Genomic DNA, 17,516 nt, shown 5'->3' on the forward strand with positions numbered 1-17,516 from the left:
GGGGGCGGGACCTCGTCGCGTCCGGCGACGCTCCGCTCCCGTTCCGCCGGTGGTGGCGCGGTCGGGTTAGCGTGGCGGGGGCGTGCCCATCCCCCGTGACGGAGGCCAGTCCGCTCGTGCCCAACCCGTACCTGCACGTGCTGCGGACCCCGCATGCCCTGCCGATGGTGCTGGCCGCGTTCATCGGCCGGCTGCCGCTGTCGATGATCGGCCTGGGCAGCGTGCTGCTCGTCCAGTCCGAGACGGGTTCCTACGGACTGGGTGGTGCGGTCGCCGCCGTGGGTGCGGTCGCCACCGCGATCGCCGGGCCGGTGATCGGCCGGCTGGCGGACACCCATGCCCAGCGCCGGGTGCTGCTCTCCGTGCTGGCGATCTTCGTCGTCTCGGGGGTGGGCTTCCTCTGGTCGGTGCGCGGCGGCTGGCCGCTGTGGACGGTGTTCCTCACCGCCGCCGCCGCCGGGGCGACCATCCCGCCGGTCTCCTCGATGATCCGGGTGCGCTGGACGCACCTGCTCCGCGGCACCCCGCGGCTGCCCACCGCGCTGGCCATGGAGTCGGTGGTCGACGAGTTCGTGTTCATCGTGGGGCCGGTGCTGGTCACCTTCCTGTCCACCACCGGGCACACCACCTCCGGCGTCGTCACCGCGTTCACGCTGGCTGCCGTCGGCAGCCTGCTGTTCGCCGCGCAGGGGCACACCGAGCCGCCGCCGGCCGCGCACGGGCACCGGCGCGGGGCGTCGGCGATCCGGGTGCGAGGGCTGCGGGTGCTGTTCGTGGTGGGGGCCGCGGTCGGCGCCATCCTCGGCGCGCTGGAGATCGGGCTGGTCGCCTTCGCCGACGAGGTGGGTCAGCGGTCGCTGTCCGGGCTGCTCATCGCCGGCCTGGCCGCCGGCTCGATGTTCGCCGGCATCGGCTGGGGCGTCGTGCACTGGAAGGTGCGGCTGCGGCACCGGCTGGTCGCTGCCCTCGTCGTCCTGACCGTGCTGACCGTGCCGCTGGTGCTGGTCACCAGCTACTGGCTGATGCTGCCGCTGGTCGTGGTCGCCGGCATCGCCGTCTCGCCGTCGCTGATCAGCGCCTTCACCCTGGCCGAGGTGCTGGTGCCCCGATCTGCGGTCACCGAGGCGTTCACCTGGATCGGCACCGCGCTGGCCCTGGGGGTGGCGATCGGGGCGTCGGTCGCCGGGAAGATCGTGGACACCGTGGGGGCGAACGCCAGCTTCCTGGTCGCCACCGTGGCGGCGGGCCTGGCGGCGGTGGTGGTCGGCCTGGGGCAGCGGACGCTGCACGTGCCGGCCGAGCACGCCGCCTCCCCGGCGTTGGCCCACTGAAGGAGGACCCCGTCCTCCCCACCCCTCGCACGCTCGCGGTGGGACCCGGGAGCGGGCCGGACCGGCCTGCTGCTGCGATGCTCGGCGGATGACCTCCCCTCGCCCGGCCGCCTGCGGCGGCCGCCTGCTCGGGGTCGCCCCGGAGCGGCTGGACCGCTGGCTGGACGGCGTCGCGCAGCGGCACGGCGCGTTCACCGACGTGCAGGTCGACGACGCGGGCGTGGTCACCGTGACCTGTCAGGACACCACCACGGTGCGGCTGACCGTCCCCTACGGCTGGACGCCGGGACCGGCGCCGCTGACCGCCTTCACCGCCGCGGCCAAGGTGCCGCGGCGCACCGCCGTCCTGCTGGTCCGGCGCGGCCGCTGGGCGGTCGGGGTGTTCGACGGCGCGGACCTCGTCGTCTCCAAGGTCGACACCCGCCAGGTGCAGGGCCGCACGGCCGCCGGGGGCTGGTCGCAGCAGCGCTTCGCCCGCCGGCGCGGGCACCAGACCGACGCCGTCGTCAGCCACGCCGCGGACACCGCCGCCCGGGTGCTGCTGCCGCACGCCGGCACGCTGGACGCGCTGGCGCCGGGCGGGGACAAGGGGCTGGCCGCGGAGGTGCTGACCGACCCGCGGCTGCGCCCGCTGGCCGACCTGCCGCGCCTGCCCGCGCTGGACGTCGGCGAGCCGACGAAGGTGGTGCTGCTGGCGACCCCGGCCCAGTTCCGGGCCGTGCGCGTGCACATCGTGGAGCCCACCGACCGCACCTGAGGGGCCGAAGTCGCGACTTCGGCCCCTCAGCAGGTGTGGTGGACCTCCTGTAGCCGGTACACCGGGGTCGGGATGCCCACCTCTCGGGCCTTGAGCTGCAGCGCCAGGTAGAGCGAGTAGTGCCGGGACTGGTGCAGGTTCCCGCCGTGGAACCACAGCGCCTCCTGCTGGGTGGGCTTCCACATGTTGCGTTGCTCGCCCTCCCAGGGGCCCGGGTCCTTGGTGGTGTCCGAGCCCAGCCCCCAGACCTTGCCCACCCGGTCGGCGACCTCCTGGCTGATCAGGTCGGCGGCCCAGCCGTTCATCGAGCCGTACCCGGTCGCGTAGACGACCAGGTCGGCCGGCAGCTGGGTGCCGTCGGTCAGCACGACCGAGTCCTCGGTCAGGTGGTCGACCTGCCCCTTGACCAGGCGGACGTCGCCGTTCGCGACGAGGTCGGCCGCGCCCACGTCGATGTAGTAGCCCGAGCCGCGGCGCAGGTACTTCATGAACAGGCCCGACCCGTCCTCGCCCCAGTCGTGGTCGAACCCGGCGGCCTCGAGCCGCTGGTAGAAGTCGGCGTCCCGCTCTCGCATCTGGTCGTACAGCGGGATCTGGAACTCGTGCATGATCCGGTAGGGCAGCGAGGCGAAGGTGAGGTCGGCCTTCTCCGTCGTCATGCCGCCGGCGACGGCCTCCTCGGAGTACAGCGCACCCAGCCCGATCTCCATCAGCGACTCCGACCGGACGATGTGGGTCGAGGAGCGCTGCACCATCGTGACGTCGGCGCCGTTCTCCCACAGCGCCCCGCAGATGTCGAAGGCCGAGTTGTTGGAGCCGATGACCACGCACTCCTTGCCGCGGTAGGCGTCCGGGCCGGGGTGGGCCGAGGAGTGGTGCTGGTCGCCGCGGAAGACGTCCTGGCCGGGCAGCACCGGGACGTTCGGCTTGCCCGACATCCCGGTCGCCAGGACCAGCTGCTTCGGGCGCAGCTCCACCGGCGTCCCGTCCCGCTCGACGGTGACCCGCCACTCCTGGGTCGCCTCGTCGTAGGCGGCGCTGATCGCCCGGGTGTTCGACCAGTAGTTCAGCTCCATCACCCGGGTGTAGGACTCCAGCCAGTCGGCGATCTTGTCCTTGGGGGCGAACACCGGCCAGTTGTCCGGGAACTTGATGTAGGGCAGGTGGTCGTACCAGACCGGGTCGTGCAGGCACAGCGACTTGTAGCGGCTGCGCCACTGGTCCCCGGGCCGGGGGTGCTTGTCGATCACGATGGTGGGGACGTCGAGCTGCCGCAGCCGGGCCCCGAGCGCGATCCCGCCCTGCCCGCCGCCGACGACGAGGACGTACGGCTGGGTCTGGTACCCCAGCTCCCGGGCCTCCCGCTCGCGCCGGTCCAGCCACGTCTCCCGGTCGCGGTGGATGCCGTGCTCGGCGCCCTTCGGACGGCGGTCGTGCGCCGGCTCCTCGTGGCCGGTGAGCTCGTACAGCGTGGTCAGCAGCGTCCACGCGCGCCCGTCCTGCAGGCGCAGGTGCCCCCGCCCACGCCCGACGGCGGTCTCGAAGGTGATCCACGCCTCGTCGACGCCGTCGGCGCCGGTGGGCGGCTCGGCGGCCGTGAAGCCCTGCGGGTCGGTGCGGTCGAGCGTGGCCTCGAGCAGGTCACGGACGCCGTCGTGTCCCTCGACGGTGGTGATGTTCCAGCTGAACGCCACCAGGTCGCGCCAGAAGCAGGTCGGGGCGAAGAGCTCGGCCACCCGGTCGACGTCCCGGGCGGTCAGCGCGGACTGGAATGCCTCCAGCCAGGCGGCCACCCGGCTGCCGGGGTCGTCCGCTCCGGTGGTCGGGGTGTCGGTCGGGTCCAGCGTCTGGGTCACGCGCATCTCCTGCGTCCTCGGAGGAGTGGCCGCCGTGACCGGCGTCCGGGAGCAGCTGACCACCCTGCCGCCACCCGGTGAGAGAGCTCCGGAGGAGTCGCCCCGTCCCCGTCGAGCGCCGCCACCGTCTGTGCGATCCGAAACACATCCAGTGACGGAGGGAGGGGTCAAAATCGCGCTTTTGGCCCCTCCGGGGTCAGGGCTGGAGGACCAGCCGGATCGGGTCGCCCTCCTTGCGGGACAGCCGATCGACCGCGGTCGCCGCCTCGCTGAGCGGCAGCGTGTCGCTGACCGAGCGGGCGAAGTCGATCCGGTGGTGCCGCACCAGCTGCACCAGTTCGAGCACGTGCTCGGGCATCGACCCGTAGTGACCCAGCACCTTCTGCCCGAAGTAGCTGAACGCGGTCCCGTCCTTGATCGTCAGCGGCTGCCTGGTCAGCCCGACCAGCACCAGCGCGCCACCGACGCCGAGCGCGCGCACCGCCTGCTCGCGCACCGCGGCGACCCCGGCGAAGTCGAAGGCGAACGCCAGCCCGGCCCCACCGGTCGCTGCCCGCACCTGGTCGACCAGGTCGTCGTCGGCGGGGTCCAGGGCCACGTCCGCGCCGAACTGCAGCGCCCGTTCCCGGGCGGCCGGCACGGGGTCGACGGCGATGATCGGCGCGGCCCCGGCCAGCCGGAGCAGCTGCACGCCGTGCGCGCCCAGCCCGCCGATGCCCCAGACGCCCACCGGCTGGGCCGGCCGGACCCCGGCGGTGGCGGTGATCGCCCCCCACGGGGTGGAGACCGCGTCGGGCACGATGCAGGCCTGCTCCAGCGGCAGGTCGTCGGGGACGGCGACCAGCGTGTCCGCCCGCGCCACCGCGTACTGGGCCCAGCCGCCGTCGTAGTCGACGCCGCGGGTGTGCACGACGCCGTGCCGCTCCTCACCGGCCTGGAGCAGCACCCGCTGGTCGGTGGCCCAGCCGGTCACGCCGTCGCCCAGCGCCGCCACGGTGCCGGCGACCTCGTGGCCCAGGGTCACCGTGTCCCCGGGCAGGAACAGCGGGGTCAGCTCGCCCTCGATGAGGTGGACGTCGGACAGGCACACGCCGGCGGCGCGCACCCGGACGAGCACCTCGCCGGGGCCCGGGGTCGGCACGGGCACCTCGGTGACGGCGAAGTCGCGGGTCCGGACGTTCAGCCGCCCGGCGAGCATGGAGTCAGGGATCGTCTCGGCCATGACCTCACCCTGCCCCCGGCCGTGCAGGTCCGCCGTCCGGGGGTAGGGGAGCGCGGTGTCTCCTTCCTCACGAGCGGCGGACGGCCGCCTGGACAGCCGCCCCGACCAGCAGCCGACCGGCCCCGCGCCCGTCCCGGGGGTCTCCCGGCTCGACCTGGGGCCGGGGGCGGAGGCGTTGCTCGCCGTCCCGGCCGGCGACCCGCAGCCGCGCCCGCTGCTGGTGTTCTTCCACGGCGCCGGCGGGACGGCGGAGCAATCCCTGGCCGCGGTCGGCGCGGCAGCCACCGACCGGGGCGTGCTCGTGCTCGCCCCGACGTCGGCGGCCACCACCTGGGACCTGATCGCCGGCGGGCTGGGCCGGGACGTCGCCGCGCTGGACGCGGCGCTCGGCCACGTCTTCGCCACCTGCCCGGTGAGCCGGGTGGCCGTGGCCGGGTTCTCCGACGGCGGCTCGTACGCGCTCTCGCTGGGCGTGGCCAACGGCGACCTGGCCGAGGCCGTGCTGGCCTTCTCCCCGGGCTTCGTCTCCTCGCCCGGCCGGTACGGTCGGGCCCGGTTCTGGCTCAGCCACGGCGTCGAGGACCCGGTCCTGCCGGTGGACCGGTGCGGGCGGCGGGTCTCCGCCGAACTGCTCGCCGACGGCTACGACGTGACCTACGAGGAGTTCGCCGGCGGGCACGTGATCACCCCGGAGCTGGTGACCGCGGGGCTGGACTGGTGGCTCGGCGCCCCGGCCGGCTGACCGGGGCGGCCGGCTCAGTCGCGGGGCGTGTCGCTGGTGGTGAGCTCCACCTCTTCGTGCCGCAGCTGCTCGGTGACCGCGGTCTCCTCGGTCTCCCACGAGGTGGTCAGCCGCACCCGCTCGGCCGGCACGCGCTCCAGGGAGACCCTGGGCTCCTCGGCGTAGAGGGTGACCCACCCGGTGCTCCGAGAGGGCTCCCGCTCCCCCGACGACCGCTCTCCCGGTGAGGAGGCGGGGCCGGCCTCACGATCGCCGTGGGCGAGCGGGAGGTGCTCGATCCGGGCGCGCTGGCGGGTGATCGTCACCGGCACCAGCACCTCCTCGCTGACCTCCTCGATGCGGAGCACGGCCCGCGTCCAGGGCTCGACCACGGTGGTGACGTCCAGCTGCTCCTCGGCGCGGGTCATCACGCCATCGCCGTCGCTGGTCCGGGTCGGGACGGTGGGCTGGGCTGTGGTCCGGACCGGGGCTGGGGCCGGGGCCGGCTCGCGGTAGTGCTCGAGCAGCGCCGACTCCTCGTCCGGGCTCAGGTGGTCCGCCCGGGTCGCCCGGGGCGCGGAGTGGACGGCGGCCGAGTCGACGGCCAGCAGGAGCCGGCCGTCGGCGAACTCTGACCCGGCGACCGGGGCGATGGTCGGCACGTCGTCGGTGTCCGGTGTGGCGGCGTGCGTCCCCGGGGTGAGGCCCACCCACGTGGGCTGCTGGGTCGCGTCGTCGAGGTAGACCGCGGTGATCGTGCCCAGCGGCTTCCCGTCGCGGTCGTGGGCGATCGCCCCGATGACAGAGGGCGGAGTCGGGTCACTGGCCATGCCAGGTGGGTGATCCAGAAGGCACTGGTCTACACATCGCCCGGCGGGTCGTGGCGGAAGTCGGTTGAGCCGGGTACGGAGCACGCGTAGCGTCCTCTGACCGTGTCCGTGCCGTTCGCCCCGGCCCCTCCCTCCGCCGCCGACCCGACCGATCCCGTCCTCGCCGCCGAGCGCGACCACCTGCTCCGCGCGGCGGAGTGCCTGACCTCCATGCGCGCCGCCGCCGTCTCGGTCACCGACGCCGGCGTCGACGCCTGGGCCTCCGAACGGCTCGGTGCCGCCCGGGCCGAACGACTGCTCGCCCTCGCCGCCGACCCGGGCGTCCCGGCGTTCTTCGGCCGGACCGACGGCGCCGGCGACGCCGGCCCGGAGAGCTTCCACATCGGCCGCCGCCACGTGCGCGACGCGGCCGGCGACCCGGTCGTCATCGACTGGCGTGCGCCGATGAGCCGGCCGTTCTACCAGGCCAGCGCCGCCGAACCGCAGGGGTTGCTGCGCCGCCGCCGCTTCGGGTTCGCCGGCGGGGAGCTGACCAGCTACGAGGACGAGCAGCTCGCCGACGGCGAGGACGACGGCGGCGCTGGCGAGATCCTGCGCCAGGAGATCGAGCGGCCGCGCAGCGGCCCGATGCGCGACATCGTGGCCACCATCCAGCCCGACCAGGACGACATCGTGCGCGCCCCGCTGGCCGAGTCGATCTGCGTGCAAGGGGCCCCGGGCACCGGCAAGACGGCCGTCGGGCTGCACCGGGCGGCCTACCTGCTCTACACGCACGGCGACCAGCTGGCCCGCACCGGCGTGCTGGTGGTCGGGCCGAACCGGGCCTTCCTGCGGTACATCGAGCAGGTGCTGCCCGCGCTCGGCGAGGTCGAGGTCGACCAGGCGACGGTCGCGAGCCTCACCGCCCGGGTGACGGTCCGCGCCCGGGACGAGCCGGCGGTCGCCGTCCTCAAGGGCGATCCGCGGATGGCGGAGGTGCTGCGCCGGGCGCTGTGGGGCGGCATCCGCAAGCCGGTGGACTCGGTGCAGGTGACGCTGGCCGGCCGGAAGTACCGGATCGGGGAGGACCGGCTCAAGCGCTTCGTGGACGACCTGCGCCGGGCCGGCACCAGCGGCGTCGACGAGCAGCAGCTGGTGCACTACGCCGCCGGCCGGGAGCGGCTGGCGATGTCCCTGGCCGAGTACGCCCGGCGGTTGAAGGAGGCCGGCGGCGGCAGCCCCTCCGACGCGGAGACGCGCCGGACCGCCCGCAGCGCCGAGGTGCGGGCCTTCTGCGACGCCGTCTGGCCGGCGGTGGACGCCGCCGGGCTGGTGCACGACCTGTTCACCGACCCCGAACGGCTGGCCCGGGCGGCCCGCGGCGTGCTGACCGAGGAGGAGCAGGCGCTGCTGCACTGGCCCCGCGCACCGCGGTCGGTGCGCGCCGCCCGGTGGACGGCCGCGGACGCGGTGCTGGTCGACGAGGTGGCCGGGATGCTGGAACGGACCCCGGGCTACGGGCACGTGGTGGTGGACGAGGCACAGGACCTCTCGCCGATGGAGTGCCGTGCCGTCGCCCGCCGGCTGGGCGCGGGCTCGCTGACCGTGCTCGGCGACCTGGCCCAGGCCACCAGCCCCTGGTCGGCGACGGACTGGACGCAGACCCTGGCGGCGCTCGGCCGGCCGGCCACGACGGTGCGGCCGCTGACCCGGGGCTACCGGGTGCCGGGGGAGGTGCTCGACTTCGCCAACCGGCTGCTGCCCGCGATCGCCCCCGGGCTGGCCGCGGCCACCGCAGCCCGCCGGGAGCCGGGCGCCCTGCAGCTGCGGCCGGTCGGCACGCTGGCCGGGCCGCTGGCCGAGCTGGTCGCCGAGCTGGCGGCCACCGCCGGTTCGACCGGGGTGGTCTGCGCCGACGCCTCGGTCGCCGAGGTGGTCGGGGTGCTCACCGCGGCGGGACTGGACGTCGCGCCGCTGGCCGACGACGGCGCCGCACCGGCCCGGGTGTCCGTCGTCCCGGCCGGGTTGGTGAAGGGGCTGGAGTTCGACCACGTCGTGGTGGTGGAGCCGGCCGCGATCGTCGCCGCGGAACCCCGCGGGCTGCACCGGCTCTACGTCGTCCTCACCCGGGCGGTGAGCAGCCTGGTCGTGCTGCACCGCGGCGAGCTCCCCGAGCTGCTGACCGGGGAACCTGTGGCCGGGCCGGCAGGTCGGCGTCCCTAGGCTCCGGGGGTGCCCGACTCCCTGCGCCGCGCCCTGCGCGCCCCTGCCGCCCCGATCGAGCTGCGCGAGATCGACCCGCGGTCGACCCCGCTGGCACCGGGCGACAAGGAGTCCACCCGGGAGGCCACGCGCGTGGACGAGACCCGCCTGGCCGAGCTGCAGCAGCGGCTGTACGCGGAGGGCAGCGCCGGCAGCCGACGGCGGGTCCTCCTCGTGCTGCAGGGCATGGACACCAGCGGCAAGGGCGGGGTGGTCAAGCACGTCGTCGGTGCGATGGAGCCGCACGGGGTCACGGTGGCCAGCTTCGGCAAGCCGACGCCGGAGGAGCTGCGGCACTCCTTCCTCTGGCGGGTGCGCCGGGCGCTGCCCGGGCCGGGGCGGGTCGGCGTCTTCGACCGCTCCCACTACGAGGACGTGCTGATCGGCCGGGTGCGGGAGCTGGCGACCCCCGAGGTGATCGAACGGCGATACCGGGAGATCGTCCGGTTCGAGCGCCAGCTCGTCGCCGACGACGTCACCGTGGTCAAGGTGTTCCTGCACCTGTCGCCGTGGGAGCAGAAGCAGCGCCTGCTGGCCCGGCTCGACGACTCCAGCAAGCGCTGGAAGTTCGACCCCGCGGACGTCGACGAGCGGGCGCTGTGGCCGCAGTACCAGCAGGCGTACGCCACCGCCCTGGAGCGCACCGAGACCGACACCGCACCCTGGTACGTCGTCCCGGCCGACCGGAAGTGGTACCGGAACTGGGCGGTGAGCCGGCTGCTGTTGGAGACGCTGACCGAGCTGCAGCCCCGGCTGCCGGAGCCGGCCTGGGACGTCGACGAGCAGCGCGACCGGCTGATCGAGGAGCACCCGATCAGCTGGTGAGCGGCGTCCCCCGGGTGAGGCGCTCGTCCAGCGCCTGGGTGAACAGCCAGCCGGCGATCAGCACGAACTGCAGCAGGAACAGCCAGAACCCGATGGCGATCACCCCGCCGACCACGGTGAGGCCGCCGAACGGGGCGCCGAGGTCCAGCGGCAGGGCGAGGAAGAGGACGAACCCCTGCAGGAAGCCGGACAGGCAGGCGGCGGTGAACAGTGCCCCGGCGACCACGGCCCGCCAGCCCAGCCGGCTGACCGCGACCACCCGGAAGACCCACGCCAGCGGCAGCGTGAGGGCGAACAGCACGGAGTAGTAGCCGGCGGCGAACGCGCCGACCGCCGTGGCGACTCCCGGCGTCTCGGCCAGGTGCGCGAGCAGCCGCGCGACCAGCAGCAGCGGGTACAGCAGCAGCGGTGCCAGCACCAGCAGCGGCAGCGCCAGCAGCCGGCCCCGCCAGGCGGTGAACCGGTCGTGCGACGGGCTGAAGCGCAGCAGCGCCCGGCGCAGCCCCTCGCCGTAGAGCGAGATGGGCAGCAGGGTCAGCAGGGCACCGACGACGTCGAGGCCCGTGCCCGCCTCCGCCAGCCGCTCCACCGCGCCCGGGGCACCCAGCTCACCGGGCAGCACCTCGGTCAGTCGGTCGGTGAGGCCGCGCACCGTGTCGGCACCGGCCAGCCAGCTGGTCAGGCCGAGGGAGAGGACCAACGCCGGGACGACGGCGATCCCGGCGTAGAAGGTGAGCCCGGCAGCGATGAGCGCGGTGTCCCGCTGGCGCATCCGGGCCTGCATCGCCTGGAGCAGGCCGCGTGCCTCCCTCACCACCTGCATCAGGTCATGTGATCAGGTCCGGGCCGGGCGCGCTCGGCGGCGCGCCCGGCACCTCGGTCAGGGGACCGAGTTGGACGAGCCCACCAGGATCATGAAGGTGAAGGCCACCACCAGGATCAGCAGGAAGGTGCCGACGATCAGCAGGCGTGCACGGTTCTTGGGCAACCGGCCCTGCCCGGTGCGGTCGGGTCGGTCGTCGGGTCGCTCGCTCATCGGTCCTCCCGGACGTCGTCTCACGCCCGCGGGACGCGGTGGCCGGCTCCGCCGGCCCCGGGGCGGCGCCTGCTCGGGCGAGCAGGCGGCTGTGCCCGGTGCCTGCCCACTTCGGTGGACGCTCACGCCTGCCGGCGCGGCCCACTCCGGTCAGCGACCGCCGAGCAGGTGCTGCGCCGCTGCGAAGCCGCCCAGGCCGCTGACGGCTCCGCCGCGGACCGTGCCACCCGAGGAGGCGGCGACCACCCGCGGGTGCGCCGTCGCCACGCCCCAGGTGCCGACGGCGGCCGGGTCGGGGGCGACCGGCCACGACAGGTCGCCGTGGAAGATGTGCCCGCCCGGCATCGCCAGCGACGCCTCGACGTCCAGCGGCGAGGACGCCTGCAGGCACGGTCGCCCCTCGCCGTCGGTGGCGAGGCAGTCGGTCAGCGGCTCGGTCAGGTGTTCGTCCAGCTGGGCGACCACCCGGCGCACCGCCTCGGCCCGGGTGCCGGCGGGGTCGGCCGCGTAGAGCTCGGCCGGCGTGTGCAGCCCGAACAGCGTCAGGGTGTGCAGCCCGGTGCCGCCGACGATCGAGGGGTCGGTGAGGGAATGGCAGTACACCTCGAACGGGATCACCTCGGGCAGCCGCCCGGCCGCGGCCTGCGCGTACGCGGCGTCGATCTGACCGGCGGCCTCGTCGACGTGCACGGTCCCGCTGAAGACCCGGCGAGGGTCGGCGCCCGACCGCAGTCCGGGCAGCCGGCTCAGCACCATGTTGACCTTCAGCTGCGACCCCGACGGCCGCGGTGCCGGGGCGGCGCCCAGCAGGTCGTCGAGCACGGCGGGGGCCGCGCCGCTGACGAGGTGCCCGGCGTCGGCTGCGTGCGCCGTCCCGTCGGCGTCGGTCCAGTGCACGGTGACCCCGTCGGCCCGGGTCTCGACCGCGGTGACCTCGGCCCGGGTGCGCAGTGCGGCGCCCCCTGCCCGCGCCGCGTCGGCGAGGGCGCCGCTGACCGCCCCCATGCCGCCGACCGGCACCCGCCAGCGGCCGGTGCCGTTGCCGATCAGGTGGTAGAGGAAGCACCGGCCGGCCAGCCCGTCCGCGACGTGCACGTCGGCGAAGGTGCCGATCAGCCCGTCCGTGAGCGCGATCCCCCGGACGTCGTCGTCGGTGAGGTGGTCGGCGACGACGTCGGCCAGCGGCCGCTCCCGCAGGTCGTGCCACATGCCCGGGTCACGCAGGCGTGCGGTGAGCTCGGCCTCGCTGGGGAGCGGGCCGGTCAGGGTGGGCGCCAGGTCCTCGGCGAGGGTGGTCAGCCGGCCGTAGAACCGCTGCCAGCCGGCGAACTCGGCGTCGGAGCCGGTGAGGGCCCGGAAGGCGGCCGCCGTCTCCGGACCCTCGTCCCGCTCGACCAGCAGCCCGGTGGCCGCATCGCCGCGGCGCACGGGGGTGTACGAGGCGACGGCGCGGTCGACCAGGGTGATCGGCAGCGCCAGGTCGGCGACGATCCGGTCGGGCAGCAGGCTGACCAGGTAGGAGTACGCCGACAGCCGGACGTCGACGCCCGGGAAGACCTGCTCGCTGACCGCGGCGCCGCCGAGCGCCGCCCGCCGCTCCAGCACCAGCACCGACCAGCCCGCGCGGGCCAGGTAGGCGGCGGCGACCAGCCCGTTGTGGCCGCCGCCCACCACGATCGCGTCGTACCGGGCCGCGGTGGTCGTGCCAGGGGTGCTCATGCCAGGGGTGCTCATGCCAGCTCCCGGGCGAAGAAGACCGCGTACGGGTCGTCGGCGCCGATGTAGTGCCCGAACGCCTCGACCGGCCGGTAGCCCGCCGACGTGTACAGCGCGACCGCCTCCGGCTGCCGGACCCCGGTCTCCAGGCGCACCGTCGTCCACCCCCGGCGCAGCGCCTCGGCCTCCAGGCCGGCGAGCAGCAGCCGGGAGATGCCGCGACCGCGTGCCGGTGGGGCGACGTACATGCGCTTGACCTCGGCTTCGGCGTCCCCGAGCGGCCGCAGCGCACCGCAGCCGACCGGCGTGCCGTCGTCGTCCCGGGCGAGCAGCACGACGGCCACGTCCGCGGCCGACGGAGGCACCCCCGGCTCGCCCGCACCGTCGTAGCGGGCCCGCAGCTCCAGCTGCTGGGCGGCGGTCAGCGCGGCGACGTCCGGGTCGTCCCAGGAGGCGGTGGAGAGGGTCGGCACCGGGTCATCCTGGCGCGCCGTCGTCCACCCGCTGCAGCAGCCCCCAGACGAACTGGGCCCGCACCGCACCGGGGAGGTGCACCTCGAAGCGACTCGGGACGCCCGGATCGACAGCGGTCGCACCGGGCAGGCAGATGACGTCGTCCACCACGTGCTCCCAGACGTGGAGTGTGTCCGGTGTTGAGGCTGCGACCGGTGCGCCGGGGGCGCGCACGAGCTGCTCGTGCAGCACCGAGCCGTCGGGGCCGGAGAGCACCTCCCACCGCAGGAACGGCCACAGCGGCAGTGGCCAGCGCCTCGTGACGAGGTCCACGTCACCGAACCGCCGGCCCTCCACCTGGTCGGCGGGGCCCAGTACGGCCGCCCGCAGCGCAACCCCGCGCGGCGCTCGCTCTGCGTGATGAAGAGCTCGCCAGCGACGGTGCGCGAGCCGCGCCTCGGCCCGGTCGGCGGACAGTCGGGGCAACGCCTCGGCGACCAGGTCGGGTCGCGTGTCGGCCATCCGGCGGAGCAGTACGAGACAGAACTCGCGGCGGCCCAACCCCTGCACCCGGCGAGCCTGTCACCCTCGGTGAGCGTGTTGAACCACCCGGCCGGAGTTTCTGCACAAATGTGCCCCGGCCGTTTGTCACGAGCTCATAACGCACGTACGGTCACCAGCGGTCCTGACGGGCAGCGCAGTCGCCCACCCGGGTGACGACCGACAGGACCGCCGCCGAACCACACGGCTCGCCGCAACACTCGCGGGCTCGTGGACCGGGGACCCACCGCAGCACTGGGGTGAAGCTCCGCACGGCCCGTTCGCGGGCCCGAGGAGCCGGGCGACTTCCCGCCCGAACCCGTCAGCTAACTCGGTAGGCGGCAGGTGGAAGAAAGGACACACCCGCCGAACATGGCGAGTTCGCACACCTCCGTCCGTCATGGCCGCAACGGCCGACGGGCCCTGCTCACCCTGTTCATCGCGGGTGGCGTAGCCCTTGCCCCGGTGCCCGCACTGGCGGCTCCTGAAACCCCCACCACCTCGCAGGAGGCGGCCGAGCTCATCGCCGCCCGCGGTCACGACCTCGAGGTCGTGACCGAGAAGATGCACGAGGCGACCGACGTGCTGACCAGCATGAAGGCCGAGTCGGACGCCGCGGCTGCCCAGCTCGTCGCCGCCGAGGCCGCTGTGGTCGAGGCGCGGGACCACGTGCGCCAGGTCGCCCGCAGTGCCTTCACCGGTGAGCAGCTGTCCTCGCTGCAGGCCATGCTCACCAGCTCCTCCGCCGACGAGATGCTCGACCGGATGGGCACGCTGGACAGCATCGCCGGGCACAACAACGAGGTCCTCGGCGACGCTCAGCAGGCCACCGTCGCTGCCGACGAGGCCAAGGTCGCCGCCGAGCAGGCCGCCGCCGCGGCGGAGGCCCAGGTCGCCGAGGTCGCCGCTCAGCAGGCCGACCTGAACGAGCAGATCGCCGAGTACCAGGCCGAGTACGACCGGCTCTCCGCCGAGGAGCGCGAGCGCGCTCGCATCCTGGCCGAGCAGCACGCTGCCGCAGAAGCGGCTGCGGCCGCAGCCGAGCGGGAGGCTCAGGCGGCCGCCGCAGCCGAGCGCAGCAGTCAGGCCGCCTCGCGCGACGAGCGGACCGCTGCCCCGGCTCCTGCCCCCGCCCGCTCGTCCGCGCCCAGCGCGGTGGCTGCCCCGGCGCCCTCCGCGCCGGTCGTGGCCAGCAGCGGCGCTGCCGCCACCGCGGTGAACACCGCCATGGCCCAGCGTGGCAAGCCCTACGTGTGGGCCGCGACCGGTCCGAACGCCTACGACTGCTCGGGTCTGGTGAAGTACTCCTACGCCTCGGCCGGGGTCAACCTGCCCCGCAGCAGCCGGGCGCAGGCGGCGTCGGGCCGGGCGGTCTCCCGTGGCGAGCTGCAGCCGGGCGACCTGATCGCCTACTACAGCCCGGTCAGCCACATCGGCATCTACATCGGCAACGGCCAGATGGTCCACGCGCCGACGTCGGGTGACGTGGTCAAGGTCGCCAGCATCGACGCCATGGGGCCGATCACCGCCATGCGTCGGGTCGCCGGCTGACACCTGCACCACCCTGTGACACCCACCGGTGCCCCGGTCGCCTGACGGCGGCCGGGGCACCGGTGCGTCCGGGCCCGGTGGCGACGATCACGCGGGCACGCCCACCGGCGCCCCGTCCCGCCGGGCACGATGGGGCACAGTCCACCCACGTCCCACCCCGAGGAGTGCCGTGCCCGCCGCACTGACCGACCCGAGGAGGGTCGCGCGCGTCTTCCGCGCCGTCGCCATCGCCGAGGCCGTCTCCTGGGTGCTGTTGCTGGCCGGCATGTTCGTCAAGCGGGTCCTGGACGCCTCCGAGCTGGGCGTGCAGGTCTTCGGCCCGGTCCACGGTGCGGTGTTCGTGGTCTACGTCGTCGTGACCCTCGTGGCCTGGCGGGTGCTCCGCTGGACCCCGGTCACCGGGCTGCTGGCGCTGGCCGCCTCGGTGCCGCCGCTGGTGACGATCTGGTTCGAGCGCTGGGCCCGGCGCACCGGCCGGCTCCCGGTCGACGCCGCCACGCCGGCCCGGGCCGGCTGACCGCCCGATGACCCGGCGGAGCGCGCGATGACCCTGCCCGTCCTGCCTGCCACCGCCCGCACGCTGCTGGCCCGCACCGCTCGGGTCCAGCGCGACGGCCGGGCGCCCAGCCTGGTCGCGGGCGTCGTCCGGGACGGCGGGCTGGCCTGGTCGGCCGGTCGCGGTGACGTGGCCGAGCCGCATGCCGACGTGCAGTACCGGCTCGGTTCGATCAGCAAGACGGTGACGGCGCTGGTCGTGCTGCGGCTGCGGGACGAGGGCCGGCTGGGGCTCGACGACCTGCTCGAGGAGCACGTCCCCGGCACGCCGTTCGGGGAGCGCACCGTCGGTCAGCTTCTCTCCCACCTCGCCGGTGCGAGCTCCGAGAGCCCCGGCGGCTGGTGGGAACGCGTCCCCGGCGGGTCGCTGGCCGAGCTCCGGCTGACCGACGAGGACGTCGTCCTGGGCTCCGCGCGGCGCTTCCACTACTCGAACCTGGGATTCGGGCTGCTCGGCGAGCTGGTCGCCCGGCACCGCGGGCGGTCCTGGGCCGAGGTCGTCCGGGACGAGGTGCTGCTGCCCCTCGGCATGGACCGCACCACGCCGCGACCGACCGGCCGGGCGGCGCGCGGCTCGGCGGTGCACCCCTGGGCCGACGTCGTCCTGCCCGAGCCCGAGCACGACGCCGGGGTCATGGCGGCGGCCGGGCAGCTGTGGGCGACGCTGGCCGACCTCGGCGCGTTCGCCGCGTTCCTGCTCGGTGACACCGGCGACGTGCTGTCCCCGGCGACGCTGGAGGAGATGACCGTGCCGGCCGGCGTCGACCCGTCGGCGTCCGGGTGGTCGGCCTACGGGCTGGGGGTGCAGGTGCTGCGGGTCGACGGGCACACCCTGGTCGGTCACGGCGGCTCGATGCCCGGCTTCCTGGCCGGGGTCTTCGTCGACCGGTCGGAGCAGGCCGGTGCGGTGATGCTGGCCAACACGACCAGTGGGCTGGACCCGCTGGTGCCGGGGCTGCTGGCCGACCTGCGGGCCGCCGAGCCCCGGATCGTCGACGCCTGGGCGCCGTCCCCGCCGCCGCTGCCGCTGGACCTGCTCGGCGTCTGGTTCTGGGGGCCGGCCCCGCTGGTGCTGCGCGCGCATGACGGTGGCCTGTTGCACCTGGGGCCACTGCCCGGCCGGCCGGGTCGGGCCAGCCGGTTCGCGCCCCGCGAGGACGGCACCTGGGTGGGGCTGGACGGCTACTACGCCGGCGAGACGCTGCGGGTGGCCCCCGACCACCTGGACGTGGCGACGTTCGTGCTCACCCGCACGCCCTACGACCCCGAGGCCCCGGTGCCCGGCGGGGTCGACGAGCGTGGCTGGACGGTGCCGTAGCGGGGCTCAGCGGCGGTCGAAGGCGTCCATCGTCGTCTTCACGACCACGGCGTAGGCAAAGTGCGGCACGAGGTCGCTGAGCCAGGAGCTCGCCGACCAGGTGCGCGGATCGGTGATGCCGAGGACGGTCATCGGCCCGTTGGCGGCCACCAGCACCCCGGCGCTGATCAGCGCGGTGCCCACGGCGGGCTGGGAGCGGAACCCGGCCGCACGGGCCAGGCCGACGACGATGCCGGTCCCGACACCGGCGGCGAGCCCGGTCAGGGGTCCGAGACCGGAGACCCGGTTCTGCCGGGTCTCCTCGTCGCCGGGGATCTGCACGTGCGCCTTGTCGGCCAGCTTCTCCACGGTCTGCTCCGGCGTCGAGCTGCTGCCCCGCCCGCGCGCCACCATGTCGAGGTAGGTGACGGCGTTGAGCGCGGTCGTCCCCGCTGCGCCGGCGGCCGCCCCGCGGAGCACCCAGCCCAGCGCGCTGATGCCGCGCCTGCCCTTGCCGATGGTCCCGAAGGGGGTCTGCTTCGCCATGGTCGCGCCCCTACCCGGGGTGCGTGGCGGGCGAAACGA

General features: G+C 75.0%; 17 protein-coding genes and 1 riboswitch. Of the genes, 8 read left to right on the forward strand and 9 right to left on the reverse strand.

What is annotated here, in order from left to right; all coding sequences use genetic code 11:
* The first annotated feature begins 116 nt into the window (after positions 1–116).
* A complete protein-coding gene (locus O2W16_RS06350; protein ID WP_269157964.1) occupies positions 117–1,331 on the forward strand; it encodes an MFS transporter in 1,215 nt (404 codons plus the stop codon).
* Between the two features lie 88 nt (positions 1,332–1,419).
* A complete protein-coding gene (locus O2W16_RS06355; RefSeq protein ID WP_269157965.1) occupies positions 1,420–2,088 on the forward strand; it encodes an acVLRF1 family peptidyl-tRNA hydrolase in 669 nt (222 codons plus the stop codon).
* A gap of 26 nt (positions 2,089–2,114) precedes the next feature.
* Here O2W16_RS06355 and O2W16_RS06360 read toward each other — a convergent pair whose 3' ends face one another.
* Positions 2,115–3,944 (reverse strand): NAD(P)/FAD-dependent oxidoreductase, encoded by a 1,830-nt coding sequence (locus O2W16_RS06360; RefSeq protein WP_269157966.1) that lies wholly within the window; start codon positions 3,942–3,944, stop codon positions 2,115–2,117.
* Positions 3,945–4,140: 196 nt separating this feature from the next.
* The gene (locus O2W16_RS06365; RefSeq protein ID WP_269157967.1) at positions 4,141–5,166 is read right to left on the reverse strand and encodes a zinc-binding dehydrogenase; all 1,026 of its coding nucleotides are present in this window, start codon (positions 5,164–5,166) and stop codon (positions 4,141–4,143) included.
* Between the two features lie 55 nt (positions 5,167–5,221).
* Between O2W16_RS06365 and O2W16_RS06370 the strand changes: the two genes are divergently transcribed.
* Entirely contained in the window at positions 5,222–5,908 is a 687-nt protein-coding gene (locus O2W16_RS06370; protein ID WP_269157968.1) for an alpha/beta hydrolase, read from the forward strand.
* A gap of 14 nt (positions 5,909–5,922) precedes the next feature.
* Here O2W16_RS06370 and O2W16_RS06375 read toward each other — a convergent pair whose 3' ends face one another.
* A complete protein-coding gene (locus O2W16_RS06375; RefSeq protein WP_269157969.1) occupies positions 5,923–6,717 on the reverse strand; it encodes a YsnF/AvaK domain-containing protein in 795 nt (264 codons plus the stop codon).
* Positions 6,718–6,819: 102 nt separating this feature from the next.
* Between O2W16_RS06375 and O2W16_RS06380 the strand changes: the two genes are divergently transcribed.
* Complete coding sequence (locus O2W16_RS06380; protein WP_269157970.1) at positions 6,820–8,919, forward strand: HelD family protein; 2,100 nt, start codon at positions 6,820–6,822, stop codon at positions 8,917–8,919.
* A 9-nt stretch (positions 8,920–8,928) separates the two neighbouring features.
* Positions 8,929–9,783 carry a PPK2 family polyphosphate kinase gene (locus O2W16_RS06385; protein ID WP_269157971.1) on the forward strand — a complete coding sequence of 285 codons (855 nt, stop codon included), beginning with the start codon at positions 8,929–8,931 and terminating at the stop codon, positions 9,781–9,783.
* Here O2W16_RS06385 and O2W16_RS06390 read toward each other — a convergent pair.
* From O2W16_RS06390 to O2W16_RS06410, 5 genes are all read right to left on the reverse strand, one after another.
* Positions 9,773–10,606: a YhjD/YihY/BrkB family envelope integrity protein gene (locus O2W16_RS06390; RefSeq protein WP_269157972.1), complete on the reverse strand. Its 834-nt coding sequence runs from the start codon at positions 10,604–10,606 to the stop codon at positions 9,773–9,775. The genes O2W16_RS06385 and O2W16_RS06390 overlap by 11 nt on opposite strands.
* A gap of 57 nt (positions 10,607–10,663) precedes the next feature.
* A complete protein-coding gene (locus O2W16_RS06395) occupies positions 10,664–10,819 on the reverse strand; it encodes a hypothetical protein (protein WP_269157973.1) in 156 nt (51 codons plus the stop codon).
* 150 nt (positions 10,820–10,969) lie between these two features.
* A complete protein-coding gene (locus O2W16_RS06400; protein ID WP_269157974.1) occupies positions 10,970–12,553 on the reverse strand; it encodes a phytoene desaturase family protein in 1,584 nt (527 codons plus the stop codon).
* Positions 12,550–13,008 carry a GNAT family N-acetyltransferase gene (locus tag O2W16_RS06405; RefSeq protein WP_269157975.1) on the reverse strand — a complete coding sequence of 153 codons (459 nt, stop codon included), beginning with the start codon at positions 13,006–13,008 and terminating at the stop codon, positions 12,550–12,552. The genes O2W16_RS06400 and O2W16_RS06405 overlap by 4 nt, the downstream gene beginning before the upstream one ends.
* Positions 13,009–13,012: 4 nt before the next feature.
* Entirely contained in the window at positions 13,013–13,510 is a 498-nt protein-coding gene (locus tag O2W16_RS06410) for a hypothetical protein (RefSeq protein ID WP_269157976.1), read from the reverse strand.
* Between the two features lie 218 nt (positions 13,511–13,728).
* A riboswitch (cyclic di-AMP (ydaO/yuaA leader) is annotated at positions 13,729–13,884 on the forward strand.
* A 16-nt stretch (positions 13,885–13,900) separates the two neighbouring features.
* Between O2W16_RS06410 and O2W16_RS06415 the strand changes: the two genes are divergently transcribed.
* From O2W16_RS06415 to O2W16_RS06425, 3 genes are all read left to right on the forward strand, one after another.
* Positions 13,901–15,079: a C40 family peptidase gene (locus tag O2W16_RS06415; protein ID WP_269157977.1), complete on the forward strand. Its 1,179-nt coding sequence runs from the start codon at positions 13,901–13,903 to the stop codon at positions 15,077–15,079.
* A gap of 169 nt (positions 15,080–15,248) precedes the next feature.
* Positions 15,249–15,596 (forward strand): DUF3817 domain-containing protein, encoded by a 348-nt coding sequence (locus O2W16_RS06420; RefSeq protein ID WP_269157978.1) that lies wholly within the window; start codon positions 15,249–15,251, stop codon positions 15,594–15,596.
* A gap of 27 nt (positions 15,597–15,623) precedes the next feature.
* Positions 15,624–16,952, forward strand: a complete 1,329-nt coding sequence (locus O2W16_RS06425; protein WP_269157979.1) for a serine hydrolase domain-containing protein — start codon at positions 15,624–15,626, stop codon at positions 16,950–16,952.
* 6 nt (positions 16,953–16,958) lie between these two features.
* On the opposite strand, the gene O2W16_RS06430 is transcribed toward O2W16_RS06425, so the two are convergent.
* Positions 16,959–17,477 carry a hypothetical protein gene (locus tag O2W16_RS06430; RefSeq protein WP_269157980.1) on the reverse strand — a complete coding sequence of 173 codons (519 nt, stop codon included), beginning with the start codon at positions 17,475–17,477 and terminating at the stop codon, positions 16,959–16,961.
* Positions 17,478–17,516: the final 39 nt, after the last annotated feature.

This window comes from Modestobacter sp. VKM Ac-2984 (assembly GCF_026967985.1).
Taxonomy (GTDB): Bacteria; Actinomycetota; Actinomycetes; order Mycobacteriales; family Geodermatophilaceae; genus Modestobacter.

Bases quoted from the DNA above. Each gene is read 5' to 3' on its own strand.
- O2W16_RS06365 (WP_269157967.1), bottom strand. From the start codon at position 5,166: ATGGCCGAGACGATCCCTGACTCCATGCTCGCCGGGCGGCTGAACGTC.
- O2W16_RS06390 (WP_269157972.1), bottom strand. From the start codon at position 10,606: ATGCAGGTGGTGAGGGAGGCACGCGGCCTGCTCCAGGCGATGCAGGCC.
- O2W16_RS06355 (WP_269157965.1), top strand. From the start codon at position 1,420: ATGACCTCCCCTCGCCCGGCCGCCTGCGGCGGCCGCCTGCTCGGGGTC.
- O2W16_RS06430 (WP_269157980.1), bottom strand. From the start codon at position 17,477: ATGGCGAAGCAGACCCCCTTCGGGACCATCGGCAAGGGCAGGCGCGGC.
- O2W16_RS06400 (WP_269157974.1), bottom strand. From the start codon at position 12,553: ATGAGCACCCCTGGCATGAGCACCCCTGGCACGACCACCGCGGCCCGG.
- O2W16_RS06395 (WP_269157973.1), bottom strand. From the start codon at position 10,819: ATGAGCGAGCGACCCGACGACCGACCCGACCGCACCGGGCAGGGCCGG.
- O2W16_RS06410 (WP_269157976.1), bottom strand. From the start codon at position 13,510: ATGGCCGACACGCGACCCGACCTGGTCGCCGAGGCGTTGCCCCGACTG.
- O2W16_RS06425 (WP_269157979.1), top strand. From the start codon at position 15,624: ATGACCCTGCCCGTCCTGCCTGCCACCGCCCGCACGCTGCTGGCCCGC.
- O2W16_RS06375 (WP_269157969.1), bottom strand. From the start codon at position 6,717: ATGGCCAGTGACCCGACTCCGCCCTCTGTCATCGGGGCGATCGCCCAC.
- O2W16_RS06415 (WP_269157977.1), top strand. From the start codon at position 13,901: ATGGCGAGTTCGCACACCTCCGTCCGTCATGGCCGCAACGGCCGACGG.